Source organism: Amycolatopsis sp. NPDC001319, assembly GCF_042896185.1.
In the GTDB taxonomy this organism is placed as follows: domain Bacteria; phylum Actinomycetota; class Actinomycetes; order Mycobacteriales; family Pseudonocardiaceae; genus Amycolatopsis.
The window spans coordinates 1-17,239 of record NZ_JBIAWY010000001.1 but is presented as its reverse complement, the minus strand read 5'-3'; the positions used below and the strand labels follow the sequence as shown (position 1 = coordinate 17,239).

Genomic DNA, 17,239 nt, shown 5'->3' with positions numbered 1-17,239 from the left:
TTGAGATCGAACTGAACGATCGACCCAGCATGACCCTCGACCGGGCTCCACGCCACCGCGACTTGAGCGATGTGTTTCCAGCACTCACCTTCGCGCGCGCCAGACAGCCCCCGCCCTCCCAAGGGGGGCGTCCCCATCCCAGTTTACCGTTGCCAGGCCTCAAAAAACGGCCGCGGCGGAATCTGTGGACAAGTGCGGTATCGAGTGGGGGAGCTGTGGACAAGCCCGGGTTCGTGGTTGACACGGGGAGCCGCTCGTGCAGATCCGAGGCGACGGTGAATACGCTCGTGCAGATCTGAGGCGGCGGTGAAGGAGCGCAAACGCGCCTCGGGCGAGTCCAGGCGATGCGCGGGAGTGCACGCAGCAGCCAAGGCGCCGCATGGTCGAAGTTCCCCGATGTACCCAGCAGACTCTCGGCTACATCGCCGAGTCGTTGCCCGCCGCATAATCGTGGGCGTAGGATTTCGCGTCCAGCAAGTGCTTCAGCGTGATCTCCCGCGCGGCAGGACCGTTGGAGGACTTCAAAGCCGACAGGATCGCCCGGTGCTCATCCACCGCCTTGCGGATCTGCCCCGGCAGCCGCAGCGCCGCGCGGCGTTCTTCGCCCACCAGGGCCAGGACGGAGCGCAGGAGGTCGGCGACGTCGTCGTTGCCGGCGTTGCTCGCCATGACGCGGTGGAACTCGGCGTCCGTCGCGATGACGCGGAGCATGTCGCCCTCGGCGGCCGCGGCTTCCATTTCGGCGACGTTGTCCTCGAGCTTCTGGATCGTCCGCGGCGAGTGGTTGCCGGCGAGGCGCTCGGCGAGGGTGGGCTCGACCGTGGCGCGCAGGTCGAACAGCTTCTCCACCAGCTGTTCGTGCTCGGAGAACCAGCTGCTCAGGGGTGCTTCGGTCTGCTCGCGGACGTAGGTGCCGGAGCCCGCGCGGATCTGGACGTAGCCGATCGAGTCCAGCACCCGCAGCGCCTGCCGCAGCGAGCCGCGGCTGATGCCGAGCTGTTCGCACAGGGCGCGTTCCGCGGGCAGCCTCGAGCCCGGCGGGAGCTCGCCACCGTCTATCATCGCGCGCAGGCGGTCGACGGTGGCGCTCCAGACCTGTTCGGATTCGTGGGCCACTCGCCCATCCTGGCAGGTCGCGGCGGGTGGCGGAAAATGTCGGTGGTGCGTGCCACGCTGAGGGCGTGACTGCGAAGTTCAAGGACTTGGCCCTCGACGCCCGGGACCACCAGAAGCTGGCTGACTGGTGGTGTGTCGCGTTGGGCTACACGCGACGTGCGGGAGATCGGTCAGCCGACGACCCGGTGCCGATCGTGGATGTCGCCGGGGTGGGGCCGTTGATCTGGGTGAATCCGGTGCCTGAGGCGAAGACGGTGAAGAACCGGATGCACCTCGACGTGTTCGGGGATGTGGGGGAGTTGGTGTCGTTGGGGGCGGTACTGGTGAGGAATAAGGGTGGGGATATTGATTGGTGGGTGATGGCGGATCCGGAGGGGAATGAGTTCTGTGTGTTCGATCCGCAGTGAATTGAGGGCTCGACCCGCTGCGCGGATCATTGCGCCCGGGGGCGAGTAGTGGGCACCTCGATCTTTGATTGTCACTACGGTCTGGATTGTTTGTCAAGGCGGGAAAGCGTGCCTTGACAAACAATCCAGACCGCGTGGAAGGCGGGGATCGAGGTGCAGGGACGGGTCTGGGTGCGCTGGGTGTTGGGTGGGTCAGTTGCGGGTGGAGGGGGTCAGTTGCTGACTGTTGGAAGGCTGTTTCCGCGTTGCTGGTGCCAATTCTTGTCGGCGTCCGGGTGATCCGTTGAGCGGCTGAGTTCTGCCCATTTCTCGTCCGCGGCAAGGCGGTTGCGCCAGATTTCGCGGCCGTATTCGTAGGCGTCGCTGCCCGCCAGGAGACGCAGCGGTGGGTCCGGGAGTTCGGCGACGCGAAGTACCAGGTCGGCGACGAGTGCTGGATCGCTGGTCGCGGTCTTTTCAAAGCCCGCCATGGCCCGGGCTGAAGCGCCGACGGTCGGCTCGTAGGGGGCGCTGATCGGCGGTGTCGTCATCGACGAGCCGGCCCAGTCGGTGCGCATGCCGCCGGGTTCGAGCACGGTGACCTTGATGCCCAGGGGCGCGACCTCGGCCGCAAGAGCTTCGCTGAAGCCGCCGACGGCCCACTTCGCCGACTGGTACGCCGTCATCCCCGGGCTGCCGATGCGGCCGCCCAGTGAGGAAATCTGGATGATCCGCCCGCCGCCCTGCCGGCGAAGCACCGCGATCGCCGCCTTCGTGACGTAGACCGTGCCCAGGAAGTTCGTCTCCACCTGGCGGCGGAAGACGTCCAGCGACGTGTCTTCGAGGGCTGCGCGGTCGCCCTGGCCGGCGTTGTTCACGACGACGTCGAGGCGGCCGAAAGCGCGCACGCCACCTGCGACGGCGGCTTCCGCGGCGGCCGGATCGGTCACGTCCAAGGCTTCGACGTGGACCTGCGACCCGAAGCGTTCCCGCAGGTCATCGAGCGAACGCGGGTCACGGGCGGTCGCCACGACCTGGTGGCCGGCGGCCAGCGCGCGCTCCACGATCTGGCGGCCCAGGCCGCGCGAAGCGCCGGTGACGAAGAAAACCACAACAACCTCCGTGGTCCGATGTAACGCAAGTTGATTGCGTTAAGGCGACCGTAGCACCCCGAGGCGAGGTAACGCATCCGACTTGCGTTAAAGTGTGGTGTGCATCGCCGAGCGCGTTCCGAGGAAGCCAAGCTGCAGCGCGCCGAGGACCTCCTCGCCGCGGCGCGCAGGCTGGCCGTCGAGCTGGGCGGCGTGCGGCACGTGACGCTCGCGGCCGTCACGGAGGCGGCGGGGCTGCACGCGTCGGCCGTGCGGCGGTACTTCGCCAGCCGCGAGGAGCTGTTCCTCGAGCTCGCCGAACGCGGCTGGGAGGAGTGGCGCGACGTCCTCACCACGCGTCTCGCCGGCGCCCGCGGCCTCTCGCCGGGCGAGCTCGCCGAGGCGCTCAGCACGACGATCGTCACGCTCCCGCTCTTTTGCGACCTGCTCACGCACGTGTCGCTCAGCCTCGAAGGTGACGTCTCCGTCGAGCGCGCGCGGCAATACAAAACGCGGTCGTTCAAGGCGTACGACGTGATCGTCGAGACCCTCGTCGGCGCCGGAACCCTTACCGTGCAACAGGTCCACGACGTCATTGCCGCCCTGCTCGGCACCACGTCGTACTTCTGGCAGCTCTCCCACCCCACCGCCAGCCTGGCCGAGCTCTACCGCCAGGAACCCCGCTGGTCCCACACGGCGCTCGACTTCGAGCCCCGCCTCACGCGGCTGCTGAAAGCGACCGCGGAGGGCCTGGCGGAGCGCTAGACGAGCGCGTTCGACGCCAGGTGCAGGACTTGGCAAACGCGGCGCAGTTGCCCGTCGTCGGGACGGCCGCTCGACCTGGGTCCACTGTGGCCTCGCGCCGCCGCGGGGAGCTTCGCCGAGTGACAGGAGAGCACCTCCAAAGCCACGTGCGGAGCCGCCTCGTTGCAGGTGACAGCGTTCGCCGTGACCGCGCTCGGCATTGTGTCGCGCGCTACCGCCTGCGTTAGACGAGCGCGTTCGACGCCAGGTGCAGGGCCTCGATCAGGTGGGCGCGGTGTCCGGGGTGGACGTTGATGCGGGCCTCGCCGTTGGTGTTGCCGATGAACGTCAGCACACGGCCGCGGTCGGTGAGGTCGAGGACGGACATCGGGGTGCTGCGGGTGCGCCGACCGGTGCCGTCGCGGGTGGCGACGTAGAGCTGGTGCGCGGCGTCGCGGCCGGCGCGCATGAGGCGGCGGAGTTCGTCGGCTTCGTGGGACATTTCGGTCAGGGGATTGTCGGACTCGTAGTCGCGGCCGGCGTCCTCGAAGTGGGCCTTCGGGACGCTCATGGGCGCCAGCCGCGCCGGCGGGCGGGTGGGCAGCGCGTCCACCAGGTGCTCCGCGACCTCGCGCGCCGGGATCGGGTCGAGCTGCACCACGCGGTGGTCGGTGATCAGGCGGACGGCGTCGCGGCCCGACTCGGCGACGAGGATCGCGCCGTCGTCTTCGCCGTCGCGGAAGTTGCTCCAGGAGTACATCTCGCGCGCGGGGTTGGCGAGGACGTCCAGCGTCGCGCGCCACTGCGCGGTGAGCTCGCCGGCGGACGTGGCCAGCCCCAGGTCGTACAACGCATCCAGAGCGCGTCGCCGCAACGTCGCCGCGGCCTCGTCGGTGCGGTACGTCTGGTCCGGCCCGACCACGATCGGCGGCTCGCCGAGCTCGGCGACGGTCCAGGCAACCAGGAACACCGGCCGGGGCAACCGCACCGGTCTGTCGATGATCGTCATCGGTCTGCTCAGGCTCCGATGGTCGGGGGCGTCGGCGGGAGGCCGGTGTGGGGGTCGAGGAGCCGGCCGTCTTCGTCGTCGAGGAGCGAGAAGGCCGAGTCGTCGTCGATGCCGTACTTGCGCTGGTGCTCGGCGTCTTCCTCGCCTTTGCCCTTGCTGCCGGCGGCGCCCATGCCGCCCATTCCGGGCGAACCCTTGGCGCCGGCCGCGCCGGCTGCTGCTCCGCGGCCGGCCAGCGCGCCTTCTTCCCCGAACGCCCCGGATCCGGCACCGAGCCGCGACCCGGTTCCGGCGCCTGCGCTGCCACGTCCGCCGAAGGCCCCGGACCCGCCTGCTCCGCCGATGCCGGCACCGGCGCCTACGCCGAAGCCTCCAGGCCCGAAACCGTCCCCGCCACCGGTCGCCGACCACGACGGATTCCCACTGCCGACCGGGAACCGCTGCCCCGGTGGCGTGACCCGCTGATCGTCCAGATCGCTGGACGTGTGCGTGTCGTCGTCATCCTTCGTCCTGCCCGGCGGGTCGATGTCCCGCGGCGGCTTCTGCTCCGGCGGCGTGATCGGCCGCCCCGTCGGCGGCGGCGCGATCGGCGGCGGAATGTTCGGCGGGGGCGTCACCGGCGGCGGCGTGGTGGGCGGCGGCACATTCGGCGGCGTCACGTGGCGGGTGTCGACCTCGGACTGTGAGGTGGACGTCTTGTCGTCGCCGCCGGTTTTGGTCTTGGTCGTCTGCGTGATCTTCTTGCGGACGACCTTCGTCGGCTGGGTGACCGCGACGTTGTCGTCGAAGGGGTTCAGCTGACCGTAGTCCGCCTTGAGGCCTTGCCCGCTGGTCTGTGCCTGCTGCGCATACCCGTTGTAGCGCTGGAGGTTCTGCTGGGCGAGCTGGTTGTACTGGTTGATCTTGTCTTCGGTGTCGGTGTCCCACGGCGTCGCCACATCGATGAAATCCTTGTGTGGCGGGGTTCCCGGCATCGGCTGCAGGGCCTTCTTCATCTCGTCGAACCCGTGCGCCAGTCCGGTCAGGTTCTGGCTGTTCGTGGTGTACGTCTGCGCCGCCGACGTGGTGGCGTCGGAGAACATCTTGATCCGGGCCTGCGCGGCGTCGGCCCCGTTTCCGGTCCACACGGATTCGAGGCCGGTGCTGAGCCGTTGAATGTCCGAGCTGAGATTGTGGTGATCGGTCGCCAGCTGGGTGGCCTTTCCGCCCCCATCGTGCCAGCTCGAGGCGCCGCCGCTGGCGAGGATCTTCTGTACCAGCTCAGGGGCGGGGACGGACTGTGTGCCGACGTTCCCGTGCCAGACGTCGCTCGCCCAATGCCCAGCGTCGCTGAAGCGGTCACCCACCCACTTCGCGCTGTCGCCGATCATGTCGAAGAAGCCCACTACGCACCTGCTTTCTGGCGCAGGTTGGTGACGACCATGCCGGCCACTTGCGCGGCAACATCACAAGGATTGGCCTTGCCGACTTTGGCGGTGCTCAGAGTCAGCGATGTGTCGAATGACAGATCGTCGCGGATTCCGGTGCTGACCTGGCAGAAGACGTGCACTGAGTCAGGGCTCTCGGACGAATGTGCCGCGGCAGGGAAACCTTGGATGGGAGAACGTTCTTGCCACGTTTTGACCTGCGGTTTTGTGTTCTGGTAGACGCCGCTGAGTCCCTGGTGCGTCTGAGTGACGTAGTTGACGTCGACAGCGGCGCCAGTGTCGGTGTTGTTCCAGTGGCAATCAGGGCCGAGGCCGGAAGTGTCGTCGCGCTTGCCTTGGACCACTGTGCCGAAGATTTCCTTGAGCTGGTCCGAGGTCAACGCTTCCTGACACGGGTCGCCGGACAACACCGCCGCGGGCAACGGTTGCTCGACCTTGGGGGCACCGCTGTGCGGCAATGCCTCGGCCGACGACGGTGAGTTGGTCGCCGGAGGAGCGACGGCTCCACCCGAGCATCCTGCGACGACCGCGAAGGTCGCCGCAGCGCTCGTGAAAGTCAAAAGCAGTCGCTTGGTCGTCACGCGAGTCCCTCGCTCTGGTTTCCACTTGCTGCGTTCTTGACCGCATTCGCCGACGCCGCGTCTGCGGCCACGGTGATCCCCAGCGCGTCCTGGAGCTTCTTGACCAGCTGAATCGAGTAGGTGAGTTCGCGGTTGACCTGCTCGGCGCCCTTGTTGAACGCGCCGCCACCGCCGTTGCCGACGAGCAGCTGGTTGTAGCCGGCACTGCCTGGGTCGTCTGTCGGAGGACGGACCTGGAGCAACCCTTGTGCCGTCCGGTTCATCATTTGGAGACTGTCGCGCACGCGTTGGGCGACCGTGAGCATGCTCTGCGCTTCCTCACGGCTGAGGCTGAACCGGCCGCCCGGGGGTGGGCCGCCGTTGGGCACGGCGCCGCCACCGGGTGCCGCGCCGCCGCCGGCGGGCGCGTCGGTGATGACGAAGTCGAGCCCGGTGAGCCAGCTTGGCTCCGAGGCAGTCTCAGCCACTGCCTTCCCCCCTCGTGAAAACGCGTCGGCCCGACCGCGGGCCCTCCCCGGCGGTAACGGTAATGGACTGATCACCCTCGGATGGGCATTTTGCCGAAGTCGGTCGAAAGGCGCTAGCACGCTGTCGCCGATCGGGTGGAGGTTGTCCGTCACGCGCCGGCTTTGTGGCGGAGGTTGGTGACGACCATGTCGGCGACTCGGGCAGCCACGTCGCAGGCGTCGACTTTGCCGACCTTCGCAAAGCTCAACGCGAGAGAAGCGTCGAACGAGTGTTCGTCGCTGATACCGACGCTGACCTGGCAGAAGTCGTTCCGCCTGTTGGGGAAGGTGGAGTGGGCGACGGCCGGGAGTCCTTGGATCGGAGGAAGTTCGCGCCAGATCGTGGCTTGAGGTTTGGTCCCGGCGTAGACGGCGCTGAGTCCACCAGCCTGTTGTGTCGTGTAGCCGACGGCCGTCATCGCGCCGGTGTCGACGTTGTTCCAGTTGCACCCTGGGCCGAGAGACCCGATGTCGTCACGCTTGCCCGATGGCACCATCCCGAAGATCAATTTCAACTGGTCCGAGGTGAGTGCGTCCTGGCAGGGGTCGCCTGAGAGTACCGACGCTGGGAGTGGGTGCGAGACCTTCGGGGCGCCGCTGTGGGGCAGTGTCGCGGAGGGCGGAGGGGTGCTGGCCGGAGTAGCCACAGGATGGCTCGAGCAGCTGGCAACAGCGGCTGCAATCCCGGACAAAGCGACAAGTCGCCAAGAGATACGCAATGGCATCCCCCTCGGATGAGCCGACCGGGGTCGGTCGGTTACTCCAGGTTACCGGGGCAAACGGGACAGAGCGTCACCTGCTAGGGGGCAAGGCGGGACTGTTCCTCCTGACACATCGCGTCGCGGGGGTGGGGTGGGGTGCTTAGGGTGCCGGGGTGGGTGAGTTATGACGTGGTGGCATGCGGTGATCATCTTTGTCGCCGGGGTGTGGGCGGGGACGATCAACGCGGTGGTCGGGTCGGGGACGTTGGTGACGTTTCCGGTGCTCGTGGCGTTGGGGTATCCGCCCATCACGGCGACGACGTCGAACGCCGTGGGGCTGGCGCCCGGGACGATCAGTGGGGCGTACGGGTACCGGGCCGAGCTGGAGGGGTACTGGCCGCAGGTGTGGCGGTTCTCGATCGCGTCGTTTTTCGGGGCGATCGGGGGGACGATCCTGCTGCTCACGTTGCCCAAGGACGCGTTCGAGACGATCGTGCCGGTGCTCGTGGGGCTGGCGGTGGTGCTGGTGATCGTGCAGCCGAAGGTGTCGAAGTGGGTGCAGAAGCGGCGTGACGCCAACGGCACCGAGCACAAACCCGGGCCGCTGCTTCTCGGGTTGTTGTTCGTCATCGGGATTTACGGCGGGTACTTCACGGCCGCGCAGGGCGTGATGATGATGGCGGTTCTGGGGATGCTGCTGTCGGAGCCGCTGCAACGGCTCAACGGAGTCAAGAACGTCCTCGCCGCCGTCGTGAACGTCATCGCCGGCCTCATCTACGCCGTCGTCGCTCCGGTGAGCTGGCCGGTGATCGGGTTGCTGGCCGTCGGGTCGACGATCGGCGGGCAGATCGGGGCGAAGATCGGGCGGAAGTTGTCGCCGACGGTGTTGAGGGCTGTGATCGTGGTGATCGGGGTTGCGGCGGTGGTGGAGTTAGTTCTGAAGTGAGACGAACGCCTGCCACGCTTCGGCGGGTACGTGCAGTTCGCCCGCCGAACGAGCCTTGGTGTCTCGCACGCTGACGGTCTGAGTGCTCAGCGCGACCTCGACGCAGTTGCCACCGCTGCTGTTGCTGTAGCTGCTTTTGCGCCAGAGTTGGTCACGAGCCGGCATCAGGACCGTCCTTCACTTGGTCGTACTCGCTCGCCAACGAGGCAAGCCACTCACGCGAGTGTCCTACATCCAACGCGAAACTTGCCGCCCGGGCCAACACTTTGCGGTAGGTCGCGACGTCGTCGGGCTTCTCGAGGAACAGGCTCAGGGTTTGGTTTTCCGCATAGACAGTGGGACGTTCATGGTTGTAGCGGAGGACCCTGAAGCTCGGGCCGAGAACGCCGCCTGGGCAATTTTCGGTGAGGATCACTCGAACGGCGCAGCGCTCCAACGATGAAGCCAGCAGGAGGTGGAGGACTTGCTCATGCATAATCCCCGGCTCGGCGACTCGCGCGCGAAGAACTTGCTCGTGGATGTAGAAGGTTGCGAAGGGCGAATCTGGGCGGCTCAAAAGTTTCTGCCGCGCCATGCGGGCGTCCACCGCGCGCTCGACTTCTTGTGAATCGAGGTGGCCACCCCAGCGGAACAGGTTTCGCGCATAGGGCTCGATCTGGAGAAGGCCCGGAACCACCTGGGGTTCGAACTCGATGATCTCTGTCGCGGCGGTTTCGGTGACGATGAGTGAAGGGAGCTGATCAACCAAGCGCGCTTCGTGCGGCCGAAGACGATAGCCATCATCTGCTTCGCGCACGAGCCCGACCAGGTGCAGCACCTCCTTGCGAGAAGCGCCGCAGTTCGCCGCGAAGAGAGTCGCGTCGATCTCGGTCACCCCGCGGGCGCCGCTCTCCATGCGGGAGATCTTGCTCGCCGAGAAGCCCACGCGCTTCGAAAGGTCGGCCGCAGTCAGGTCCGCGCGCACGCGAAGTCGTTTCAGCTCGTCGCCGATTTCGCGCTCACGCGCGGTGGTGTCTCGTTCGGTTGTCCCCGCCATCGGGCAAAACTAAGCCCGAGACCGCTCACGCAGTGAGTGCGACGCGGCAAGATCAGCGGAACGGATGCCGTCCCGCTGATCCATGCCACCCTGTCACACCAAAGATCAAGCCAGGAACTCGCGCGCGGCCGCCAGGAACAGGTCGTTCTCTTCCGGAGTCCCGATGGTGACCCGCGCGCCGTCGCCGGGGAAGGGGCGGACGATGAGCTTGCGGTCCAGCATGTGCTCGGCGAAGGCCACGGTGCGGTCGCCCAGGGGGAACCACACGAAATTGGCCTGGGTAACCGGAATCTCGTAGCCCATGTCCAGCAACGCGTCGCGAACGCGGTCGCGCTCGGAACTGATTTCGGCGCAGCGTTCCATGAGTTCGCCGGCGGCGTCCAGCGAGGCCATGGCGGCGACCTGGGCGATGGCGTTCACCGAGAAGGCCACGTACACCTGGCGAAGCGCCTCCGCGATCGGAGCGCACGCCACGGCGTAACCCACGCGAAGCCCGGCCAACCCGTACGCCTTGGAGAAAGTGCGCAGCACCGCGACGTTTTCCCGCGTGCGTGCGAATTCGACGCCGTCGGGCACATCCGAATCCGTGACGAATTCTTTGTAGGCCTCGTCCAGCACCACCAGCACGTGCGAGGGCACGGCGTCGATGAAGCGTTCCAGCTCGTCGTGCGTCAGCACGGTGCCGGTGGGGTTGTTGGGGTTGCAGACGAAGATGAGTTTCGTCCGGTCCGTGATGGCCGCGAGCATGGCGTCGAGGTCCAGGCCGTGCGAAGACGTGAGCGGCACCTTGACCGGCTGGGCGTGCGCGACCTGCGTGACGATCGGGTACGCCTCGAAGGAACGCCACGCGAACATGGCCTCGTCGCCGGGGCCGCAGACGGCCTGGATGAGCTGCTGGCACAGGGAAACCGAGCCGCAGCCGACGGCGAGGTTCTCGATGGGCACGTCCAGGTCACGGGCGAGGCGTTCGCGCAGGGCGTGGGAGCCGCTGTCGGGGTAGCGGTTGACGTCGGCCATCGCGTCGGTGATGGCGGCGCGCACGCTGGGCAGCGGGCCGCCCGGCACCTCGTTGCTCGCGAGCTTGATCGCGCCTTGGATCGTCCGGCCGGGGACGTACTTCGGCAACGAATCGAGGTCGGGGCGGGGTGCGAGGGACGGCATCGTCGGAACTCCTCGGGTCAAACGGGACGGCCTGGCCACCGTATCTCGCGACGGCGGATCCACAAAGGTTCCCAATGTTCACCCGGAGGTGATTGCATGAGGTGATGACGTCGACGAGCACCGTGGATTACCAGCGTACCGACGGTCGCACACTGCGCCTCACCTTCGCCGAGCCCGACGGTGCCATCCGCGGCGGCCTCGTTGTCCTGCACGAAGGCGACGGGGTCACCGACGGCGTGGTACTGCTCGTCGCGAGCCTGGCGAACGAAGGCTGGCTCACCGTCACGCCCCACATCGACGGCGGCGAAAAGCTCACTCAGCAGGACCTGCTCGACGCGACAGACATCACACTCGAATGGCTGGTCGAGCACGGGGTGGAGGCCGATCTGCGCGGCGTCGTCGGGTTCGACCTGGGTGGCACGGCGGCGCTCGTGGTCGCGTCGCACCGCCGGCTCGGGGCGGCGGTGAGCGTCGGCGGCCAGCGCGTGACGGAGCTGCCGCGGCTGCTCGACATCGCGGGTCACGTGACGAGCCCGTGGCTCGGCATGTACGGCGACGCCGGTGACGAAGCCGGGGGCGCCGAAGTGGAGCAGCTGCGCGAAGCGGCGGCGTCGGCGAAGGTGGCCACGAACGTCGTGCGCTACCCGGGCGCCAACCACCGCTTCGACGCCGACCCGGGCGCGGCCGAGGAAGCCTGGCAGCGCACGCTGGACTGGTTCGACGCACACCTGCGCTGAGCCGGTGACAAGCCGAGACAACACCGTTAGCCGCAGTTAACATCGGCGGGTGACCCAGACTGCCGATGTTCCCGAAGTGCTCTGGCGACCCGACCCGAGCCGCGTGTCCGACACCCGCATCGAAGCGTTCCGCCGCTGGCTGCGGGAAGAACGCGGGGTGGAGGTCGGCGACTACGACTCGCTCTGGCGCTACTCCGTGGAACACGTGCCCGACTTCTGGGCGGCCGTCGCCGAGTTCTCCGGCGTGCGCTGGCACGACGAGCCGCGAGAGGTCCTCTCCGGCACGATGCCGAACGCCAAGTGGTTCGACGGCGGCACGCTGAACTACGCGGAGCACGCGCTCAGCCCGGGCGTCGCGGGCGCGGCGAAGGGCGACGACGAGCTCGCCGTGATCTTCCACCGCGAAGACGGCTTCGCCGAGCAGCTCACGTACGGCGACCTTCGCGCGCAAGTCGCCGCGGCGCGGGGAGCGTTGAAGGCGCTCGGCGTCGCGAAGGGCGACCGTGTGGTGGCGCTGGCGCCGAACTGCCCGCAGACGCTCGTCGCGTTCCTGGCGGCGGCCTCGCTGGGCGCGATCTGGTCGTCGTGCTCACCCGACTTCGGCGTGCGCGCGATTTCCGACCGCTTCACGCAGATCGAGCCGAAGGTGCTCATCGCCGTGAACGGTTACGCCTACAACGGCCGCGAGTTCGACGTCACCCCCACGGTCGAGCGGTTGCGCGCCGACATCCCGTCGCTGAGCGCGACCGTTCTCGTGAAATACGTCGGCGGCGGGACCGTTGACGGCGCCCTGGACTGGAACGCGCTGCTCGCCGAGCACGCCGGCACGCAGCTGGCCTACGAGCCGGTGGAGTTCGGGCACCCGCTGTGGGTGCTGTACTCGTCGGGCACCACGGGCCTGCCGAAGGGGATCGTGCAGGGCCACGGCGGGATCGTCGTCGAGCACCTCAAAGCCCTTTCACTGCAAGCGGATCTCGGGCCGGGCGAACGGTTCTTCTGGTTCACCACCACCGGCTGGATGATGTGGAACTTCCTCATCTCGGGCCTGCTCGTGGGGTCGACGATCGTGCTCTACGACGGCAGCCCCGGCCACCCGGACCTCAACGTGCTGTGGCACCTGGCCGAGCAGCACCGCATCACGTACTTCGGCACGTCGGCGCCGTTCATCCAGAGCTGCCTCAAGGCCGGCCTCGAACCGTCGGCGCGCTACGACCTGAGTGCGTTGCGCGCCTTGGGTTCCACGGGTGCGCCGCTGTCGGTCGAGGGCTTCCGGTGGATCGTCGACAAGATCGGGAAGTCGGTGCAGATCTGCTCGGTTTCGGGCGGGACGGACCTGTGCGCGGCGTTCGTCGCGGCGTCGCCCGACGTGCCGGTGTGGCTGGGCGAGCTGTCGTGCCGGGCGCTGGGCGCGGCCGTCGCGTCGTACGACGAGGCCGGCAACCCGCTGGTCGACCAGGTCGGTGAGCTGGTGATCACGGAGCCCATGCCGTCGATGCCGGTGTTCTTCTGGAACGACCCCGACGGTAAGCGGCTGCACGAGGCGTACTTCGACATGTACCCCGGCGTCTGGCGCCACGGCGACTGGATCCGCGTGACCCCGCGCGGCTCGGCCGTGATCTACGGCCGCAGCGATTCCACGCTCAACCGAGGCGGCGTGCGCATGGGCACGGCCGAGTTCTACCGCGTGGTGGAGGGCTTCGACGAAGTCGCCGATTCCCTGGTCGTGGACACCTCCGCGGCCGGCAACGACGACGGACAGCTGCTGTGTTTCCTCGTGCTGGCGCCGGGTGTGGATCTTGCCGATGTCGAGCCGAAGCTGCGGAAGGAGCTTCGTAGCGCTCTGTCACCACGACACGTTCCCGACCGGTTTGTGGTGGTCGGCGAAATCCCCCGTACCTTGAACGGTAAGAAGTGTGAGGTACCGGTGAAGAAGATACTCTCCGGAGTCGCGCCGGAGAGGGCTGTGAGCAGGGATGCGCTGGCCAACCCGGCCGCGTTGGCCCCGTTCACGGAGCTCGCGGGGGAGCTTGCCGGGCGGTGACGAAGCAGGGGGAAGCATGGCTGGGCCGTACGTGTTGCACGCGTGGTGACGGGGACACGCGCGCAGCACACCTGGCAGGTGGCGGGAGTGACGTCCGTCAAGGCGATCACCTGGGTGACCAGGCTCGCCGGGCTGTTGACGTTACTTTCCGTGGTGGTGCCGTCCGGTCGTAACCTGCGCGGTCACCTGGCCGAGTGGCTGGAGCTGCCTCAGGAAGCGACGGTGGCGGCGGCGACCGTGGCCGTCGTCACGGGCGTGTTGCTGATCATGCTCGCGGCGGGGCTGCGGCGGCGGAAGCGGCGGGCGTGGCAGCTCGCGGTCGGCTTCGCAGTGTTGTTGACCTTGTCACACTTGGGGCTGCGGCACGTGTTCGGCGCGGGCGTCGTGTCGGTGGTGCTGCTGATCGGGCTGATCGTGAACCGGCGCTACTTCGTCGCGGAGCCGGATCCGACGACGGGCCGCTGGCGCGCGGTGCGGGTGTTCCTGCAGCTGGTGCTGGCCGGGTTCGTGATCAACGTGGTGCTGCTGTCGGTGGCGTCCGGGCGGATGCTCGAGCCGCTGAGCTTCCCCGGCCGGCTTTCCCAGTCCGGGTTGGCGCTGGTGGGCGTGAGCGGTCCCGCCGTGTTCCACGGGGCGTGGCTGGAGGACCTGTCGGCGGCGATCGGGCTGCTGTTCAGCATCGCGGCGGTGCTCGTGTCGGCGTACTTCCTGCTGCGCTCGGCGGAGCCCGCGCCCGGGCTGTCGGACGAGGAGCTGGCGCGCCTGCAGGTCCTGCTGACCGAGCACGGTGACCGCGACTCGCTGGGCTACTTCGCGCTGCGGCGCGACAAGTTCGCGGTGTTCTCGAAGACGGGCAAGGCGGCGGTGACGTACCGCGTGATCGCCGGCGTCGCGCTCACGTCGGCCGACCCGCTGGGCGACCACGAGGCCTGGCCGGGCGCGATCGAGGAGTACCTGGAGATCTGCAAGCGCAACGCGTGGGTGCCGGCGGCGATGGGCGCGTCGGAGCTCGGGGCGACGGTGTGGGCGCGCTTCGGGCTGGAGGTGCTGGAGATCGGTGACGAGGCCATCGTCGACACGGCCGGCTTCACGCTGGACGGCCGCATGATGCGTGGCGTCCGCCAGGCGGCTTCGCGGACGCGCCGGGCGGGGTACAAGGTGCTGGTGCGGCGGGCGGAGGACCTGCGGCCGGGGGAGCTGGACGAGCTGGTGCTGCTGGCCGCGGCGTGGCGCGGCACCGAGACCGAACGCGGCTTCTCGATGGCACTGGGGCGCATGGGCGACCCCGGTTCGGTGATCGTGACGGCGGAACAGGGCGGCCGCGTACGCGGAGTGCTGCAGTTCGTGCCGTGGGGCGAGCGGGGGCTGTCGCTGGACGTGATGCGGCGGGACCGGTCGGCCGACAACGGCGTGAACGAGCTGATGATCTCCGAGCTGCTGGTCTATTCGCGCGAGCACGACATCGACCACGTCTCGCTGAACTTCGCCGCGTTCCGGTCGCTGATGGAACAGGGCCAGCGCATCGGCGCGGGTCCGGTGGCGCGTATCTCGGCGAAGGTCCTGCACTTCTTCTCGCGGTGGATCCAGATCGAGAGCCTGTACCGCTTCAACGCCAAGTTCCAGCCGCGGTGGGTCCCGCGGTACCTCGTGTACCCCGGCGTGCGCGAACTCCCGCGCGTCGGCGTGGCCACCTTCGAAGCCGAGGGCCTCGGCGGCCGTTCCCCCTGGTTGCGGCGGTTGCTGCAACGCTGATCTTCACTTTCGGGGGGTGCCTTCGCGGGGTTTTGGGGGGTGTGTAAGCTATCTGGGCAGTGGTCGTTAAGGCCCAGGAGGCTTCGCCTAGTCTGGTCTATGGCGCCGCACTGCTAATGCGGTTGGGGGTAACCCCCCCTCCCGGGTTCAAATCCCGGAGCCTCCGCTGGTGCCTGTTTCGGCAGGTGCTAGATTAACAACTGAACAAGCGCCCGTAGCTCAGCTGGATAGAGCATCTGACTACGGATCAGAAGGTCAGGGGTTCGAATCCCTTCGGGCGCACGTCTGGTTGAGACAGCAGTACCAAGAAACCCTCTGCATTGCAGGGGGTTTCTTGCTGTCCGGGTGTTGTCCAACCGCGTGGACGCAGCAGACCCCGCCCGGGGCCGTGTCGGGGCGGGGTCTGCTCGCGGTGGTCCGTCGACCACCGCCGGGTGGGCGGTGAGAGTCACGCCCGCCCGGGGTCGGGTCAGGTCAGTACCGGGCGGCCCAGCGGCAGGCCCTTGCCCCCCGTGGCGGCGGACATCGCGCCGAGGTAGAGGTAGACGCCGACGGCGGTGAAGGCGAACGTGACGTAGCCGCCCGCGGTGGCGGCGCCCGGAGCGTTGCCCACGGTGCCGTACAGCACGAGGGCGAGCGCGAGGTCGATCAGTACGAACAGCACCGTGAACGCGGCGGGCAGCCGGAGGGTGCCCAGGGTCAGCAGGACGATCGTGATGAGCCAGGCGATGAGGAACACGCCCTGGGTGGCGACCGCGGCGTCCGGCGTGATGCCGAACCAGTTGTGGGCCAGGCCGAGCACCAGTGCCGAGTAGCTGATCCAGAACCCGGCGAAGATGCCGAACACGGAGGCGACGGCGTTCTGGCCCAGCGACAGCGCCCACACGGCGGCGACGAGCTGGCCGAGGCCGGTCGCGGGCAGGATGACCGCGATCGAGGCGCCGACGGCACTCGCCGGGACGTACCCGGTCAGCACCAGGCCGAGCGCGATCGCGCCGACGATGAAGGTGGGCACGCCGATCATGGCGGGGTCACCCACCACCGCGGGCCGCGGCGGGGCTTCGACTTCGGTGGCAACGGCAGTGGACATCGTGTACTCCTCGTTGAGCTGCGAATGATCCTCGAGTGCGGTCGGGTCGGGCGGCGGTCCTGTGATCGGCCGGTCGTGACGTGGTGGCACCAACGCTTTCCGTGCCGAGCCGGGTTGTCGGCGCCGGGTCGAACTGGTGCGTCGGCCGGTCCTGGGAGACGCGTGGCGCCACCCATGTCCGCCGCCGAGCTGGGTTGCCGGCGTCGGGTCGAGGTGGCGCGGCGGTCCGTGATCAGCCGGACGTGCCCAGATGCGGTGGTGTCACCCGGTTTCCGGTGCCGAGCTGGTTGCCGGCGTTGGGTTGGGTGGTCCACCGGTCGGTGATCGGCCGATCCCGCGAGACGCGGTGGCGTCGCCCACGGCCCCGGTGCCGAGCTGGGTTGTCGGCGGTGGGGTGCAGTGGCGGGGCCGTCTGTGGCGGGTGGTCTCCCCGGAAGGGGAAAGCCGCTTCAGACGGTTCTGGGCCACAGAGCCGACAGCTCGGGGTGGTCGTCGTCGATGAGGCGGTGGGCCAGGGCGATCGCTTCTTTGGGGTCGATCTGGTCGAAGTCGGGATGGCCCTTGGCGAGGCCCTCGAAGACGGCGGCGAGTTCGCTCGCCGCGGTGGGGGACAGGGTGGTGTCCTGAGTGCACTGCACGTAGCGCAGGCGCAGCACCTCCGAGGCCTGCATCAGCAAGGCGCAGTAGGTGTTCCGCGCGGCTGGTGCTCCGGATCGAGCACCGGACTCTTTGCCCTTCACGCCGACTCCTCTCTCTCGTCAAGTCTCCCGGCGCGTTCGGTCAGGCGGTGGCGCGCTTTTTGAGTTCCTTGGCCGCGGCACCCGGGTCGGCGGCGTTGTAGATCGCACCCCCGGCCACCGCGACGGTGGCTCCGGCGTCGCGGACGGCGCCGATGGTGTCGATCTTGATGCCGCC

General features: G+C 68.2%; 18 protein-coding genes and 2 tRNA genes. 8 read left to right on the top strand and 12 right to left on the bottom strand.

The features are described from left to right. Window positions 1–417: 417 nt before the first annotated feature. Window positions 418–1,116 carry an FCD domain-containing protein gene (locus ACFY1H_RS00100; RefSeq protein WP_366577315.1) on the bottom strand — a complete coding sequence of 233 codons (699 nt, stop codon included), beginning with the start codon at window positions 1,114–1,116 and terminating at the stop codon, window positions 418–420. A gap of 65 nt (window positions 1,117–1,181) precedes the next feature. Between ACFY1H_RS00100 and ACFY1H_RS00095 the strand changes: the two genes are divergently transcribed. Beyond that, a complete protein-coding gene (locus ACFY1H_RS00095; protein ID WP_366577317.1) occupies window positions 1,182–1,523 on the top strand; it encodes a VOC family protein in 342 nt (113 codons plus the stop codon). A gap of 212 nt (window positions 1,524–1,735) precedes the next feature. Here the strand turns inward: ACFY1H_RS00095 and ACFY1H_RS00090 are convergent, their stop codons facing one another. Then, window positions 1,736–2,614, bottom strand: coding sequence for an SDR family NAD(P)-dependent oxidoreductase (locus tag ACFY1H_RS00090; RefSeq protein ID WP_386943534.1), 879 nt, complete (start codon window positions 2,612–2,614; stop codon window positions 1,736–1,738). A gap of 99 nt (window positions 2,615–2,713) precedes the next feature. On the opposite strand from ACFY1H_RS00090, the gene ACFY1H_RS00085 reads away from it, so the two are divergent. Further along, on the top strand, window positions 2,714–3,358 hold the full coding sequence (locus ACFY1H_RS00085; RefSeq protein ID WP_386943532.1) for a TetR family transcriptional regulator: 645 nt from the start codon (window positions 2,714–2,716) through the stop codon (window positions 3,356–3,358). Window positions 3,359–3,581: 223 nt separating this feature from the next. Here ACFY1H_RS00085 and ACFY1H_RS00080 read toward each other — a convergent pair whose 3' ends face one another. The 5 genes from ACFY1H_RS00080 to ACFY1H_RS00060 all read right to left on the bottom strand — a co-directional run bounded on the left by ACFY1H_RS00080 (window position 3,582) and on the right by ACFY1H_RS00060 (window position 7,585). Further along, a complete protein-coding gene (locus tag ACFY1H_RS00080) occupies window positions 3,582–4,346 on the bottom strand; it encodes an ESX secretion-associated protein EspG (RefSeq protein ID WP_366577323.1) in 765 nt (254 codons plus the stop codon). A gap of 8 nt (window positions 4,347–4,354) precedes the next feature. Then, on the bottom strand, window positions 4,355–5,731 hold the full coding sequence (locus ACFY1H_RS00075) for a hypothetical protein (RefSeq protein WP_386943530.1): 1,377 nt from the start codon (window positions 5,729–5,731) through the stop codon (window positions 4,355–4,357). Continuing rightward, window positions 5,731–6,354, bottom strand: coding sequence for a DUF3558 domain-containing protein (locus ACFY1H_RS00070; protein WP_366577327.1), 624 nt, complete (start codon window positions 6,352–6,354; stop codon window positions 5,731–5,733). Before ACFY1H_RS00070 ends, ACFY1H_RS00075 begins: the two co-directional genes overlap by 1 nt. Next, window positions 6,351–6,821 (bottom strand): hypothetical protein, encoded by a 471-nt coding sequence (locus ACFY1H_RS00065; RefSeq protein ID WP_386943528.1) that lies wholly within the window; start codon window positions 6,819–6,821, stop codon window positions 6,351–6,353. The genes ACFY1H_RS00070 and ACFY1H_RS00065 overlap by 4 nt, the downstream gene beginning before the upstream one ends. A 149-nt stretch (window positions 6,822–6,970) precedes the next feature. After that, window positions 6,971–7,585: a DUF3558 domain-containing protein gene (locus ACFY1H_RS00060; protein ID WP_386943526.1), complete on the bottom strand. Its 615-nt coding sequence runs from the start codon at window positions 7,583–7,585 to the stop codon at window positions 6,971–6,973. Window positions 7,586–7,745: 160 nt separating this feature from the next. On the opposite strand from ACFY1H_RS00060, the gene ACFY1H_RS00055 reads away from it, so the two are divergent. Next, window positions 7,746–8,507: a sulfite exporter TauE/SafE family protein gene (locus ACFY1H_RS00055; protein ID WP_366577333.1), complete on the top strand. Its 762-nt coding sequence runs from the start codon at window positions 7,746–7,748 to the stop codon at window positions 8,505–8,507. Here ACFY1H_RS00055 and ACFY1H_RS00050 read toward each other — a convergent pair. From ACFY1H_RS00050 to hisC, 3 genes are all read right to left on the bottom strand, one after another. Then, a complete protein-coding gene (locus ACFY1H_RS00050) occupies window positions 8,493–8,672 on the bottom strand; it encodes a DUF397 domain-containing protein (RefSeq protein WP_386943524.1) in 180 nt (59 codons plus the stop codon). The two genes, ACFY1H_RS00055 and ACFY1H_RS00050, sit on opposite strands and share 15 nt — an antisense overlap. Further along, window positions 8,659–9,543: a helix-turn-helix domain-containing protein gene (locus tag ACFY1H_RS00045; protein WP_386943522.1), complete on the bottom strand. Its 885-nt coding sequence runs from the start codon at window positions 9,541–9,543 to the stop codon at window positions 8,659–8,661. The genes ACFY1H_RS00050 and ACFY1H_RS00045 overlap by 14 nt, the downstream gene beginning before the upstream one ends. A 105-nt stretch (window positions 9,544–9,648) precedes the next feature. Next, window positions 9,649–10,704, bottom strand: coding sequence for a histidinol-phosphate transaminase (hisC, locus tag ACFY1H_RS00040; RefSeq protein WP_366577338.1), 1,056 nt, complete (start codon window positions 10,702–10,704; stop codon window positions 9,649–9,651). A 104-nt stretch (window positions 10,705–10,808) separates the two neighbouring features. Here hisC and ACFY1H_RS00035 point away from each other — a divergent pair, with 104 nt between their 5' ends. From ACFY1H_RS00035 to ACFY1H_RS00015, 5 genes are all read left to right on the top strand, one after another. Next, on the top strand, window positions 10,809–11,441 hold the full coding sequence (locus ACFY1H_RS00035) for a dienelactone hydrolase family protein (RefSeq protein WP_386943520.1): 633 nt from the start codon (window positions 10,809–10,811) through the stop codon (window positions 11,439–11,441). A gap of 49 nt (window positions 11,442–11,490) precedes the next feature. Next, entirely contained in the window at window positions 11,491–13,482 is a 1,992-nt protein-coding gene (locus ACFY1H_RS00030) for an acetoacetate--CoA ligase (RefSeq protein ID WP_386943518.1), read from the top strand. A 42-nt stretch (window positions 13,483–13,524) separates the two neighbouring features. Next, on the top strand, window positions 13,525–15,234 hold the full coding sequence (locus tag ACFY1H_RS00025; RefSeq protein ID WP_386943516.1) for a phosphatidylglycerol lysyltransferase domain-containing protein: 1,710 nt from the start codon (window positions 13,525–13,527) through the stop codon (window positions 15,232–15,234). A 76-nt stretch (window positions 15,235–15,310) separates the two neighbouring features. Then, window positions 15,311–15,400, top strand: a tRNA-Ser gene (locus tag ACFY1H_RS00020). Between the two features lie 42 nt (window positions 15,401–15,442). Beyond that, window positions 15,443–15,516: transfer RNA gene (locus ACFY1H_RS00015), tRNA-Arg, on the top strand. 187 nt (window positions 15,517–15,703) lie between these two features. Here ACFY1H_RS00015 and ACFY1H_RS00010 read toward each other — a convergent pair. Both ACFY1H_RS00010 and ACFY1H_RS00005 read right to left on the bottom strand, forming a co-directional pair. Then, window positions 15,704–16,324 (bottom strand): GPR1/FUN34/YaaH family transporter, encoded by a 621-nt coding sequence (locus ACFY1H_RS00010; protein ID WP_366577343.1) that lies wholly within the window; start codon window positions 16,322–16,324, stop codon window positions 15,704–15,706. A 449-nt stretch (window positions 16,325–16,773) separates the two neighbouring features. After that, window positions 16,774–17,064, bottom strand: a complete 291-nt coding sequence (locus tag ACFY1H_RS00005; protein WP_366577345.1) for a hypothetical protein — start codon at window positions 17,062–17,064, stop codon at window positions 16,774–16,776. Window positions 17,065–17,239 lie beyond the last annotated feature (175 nt).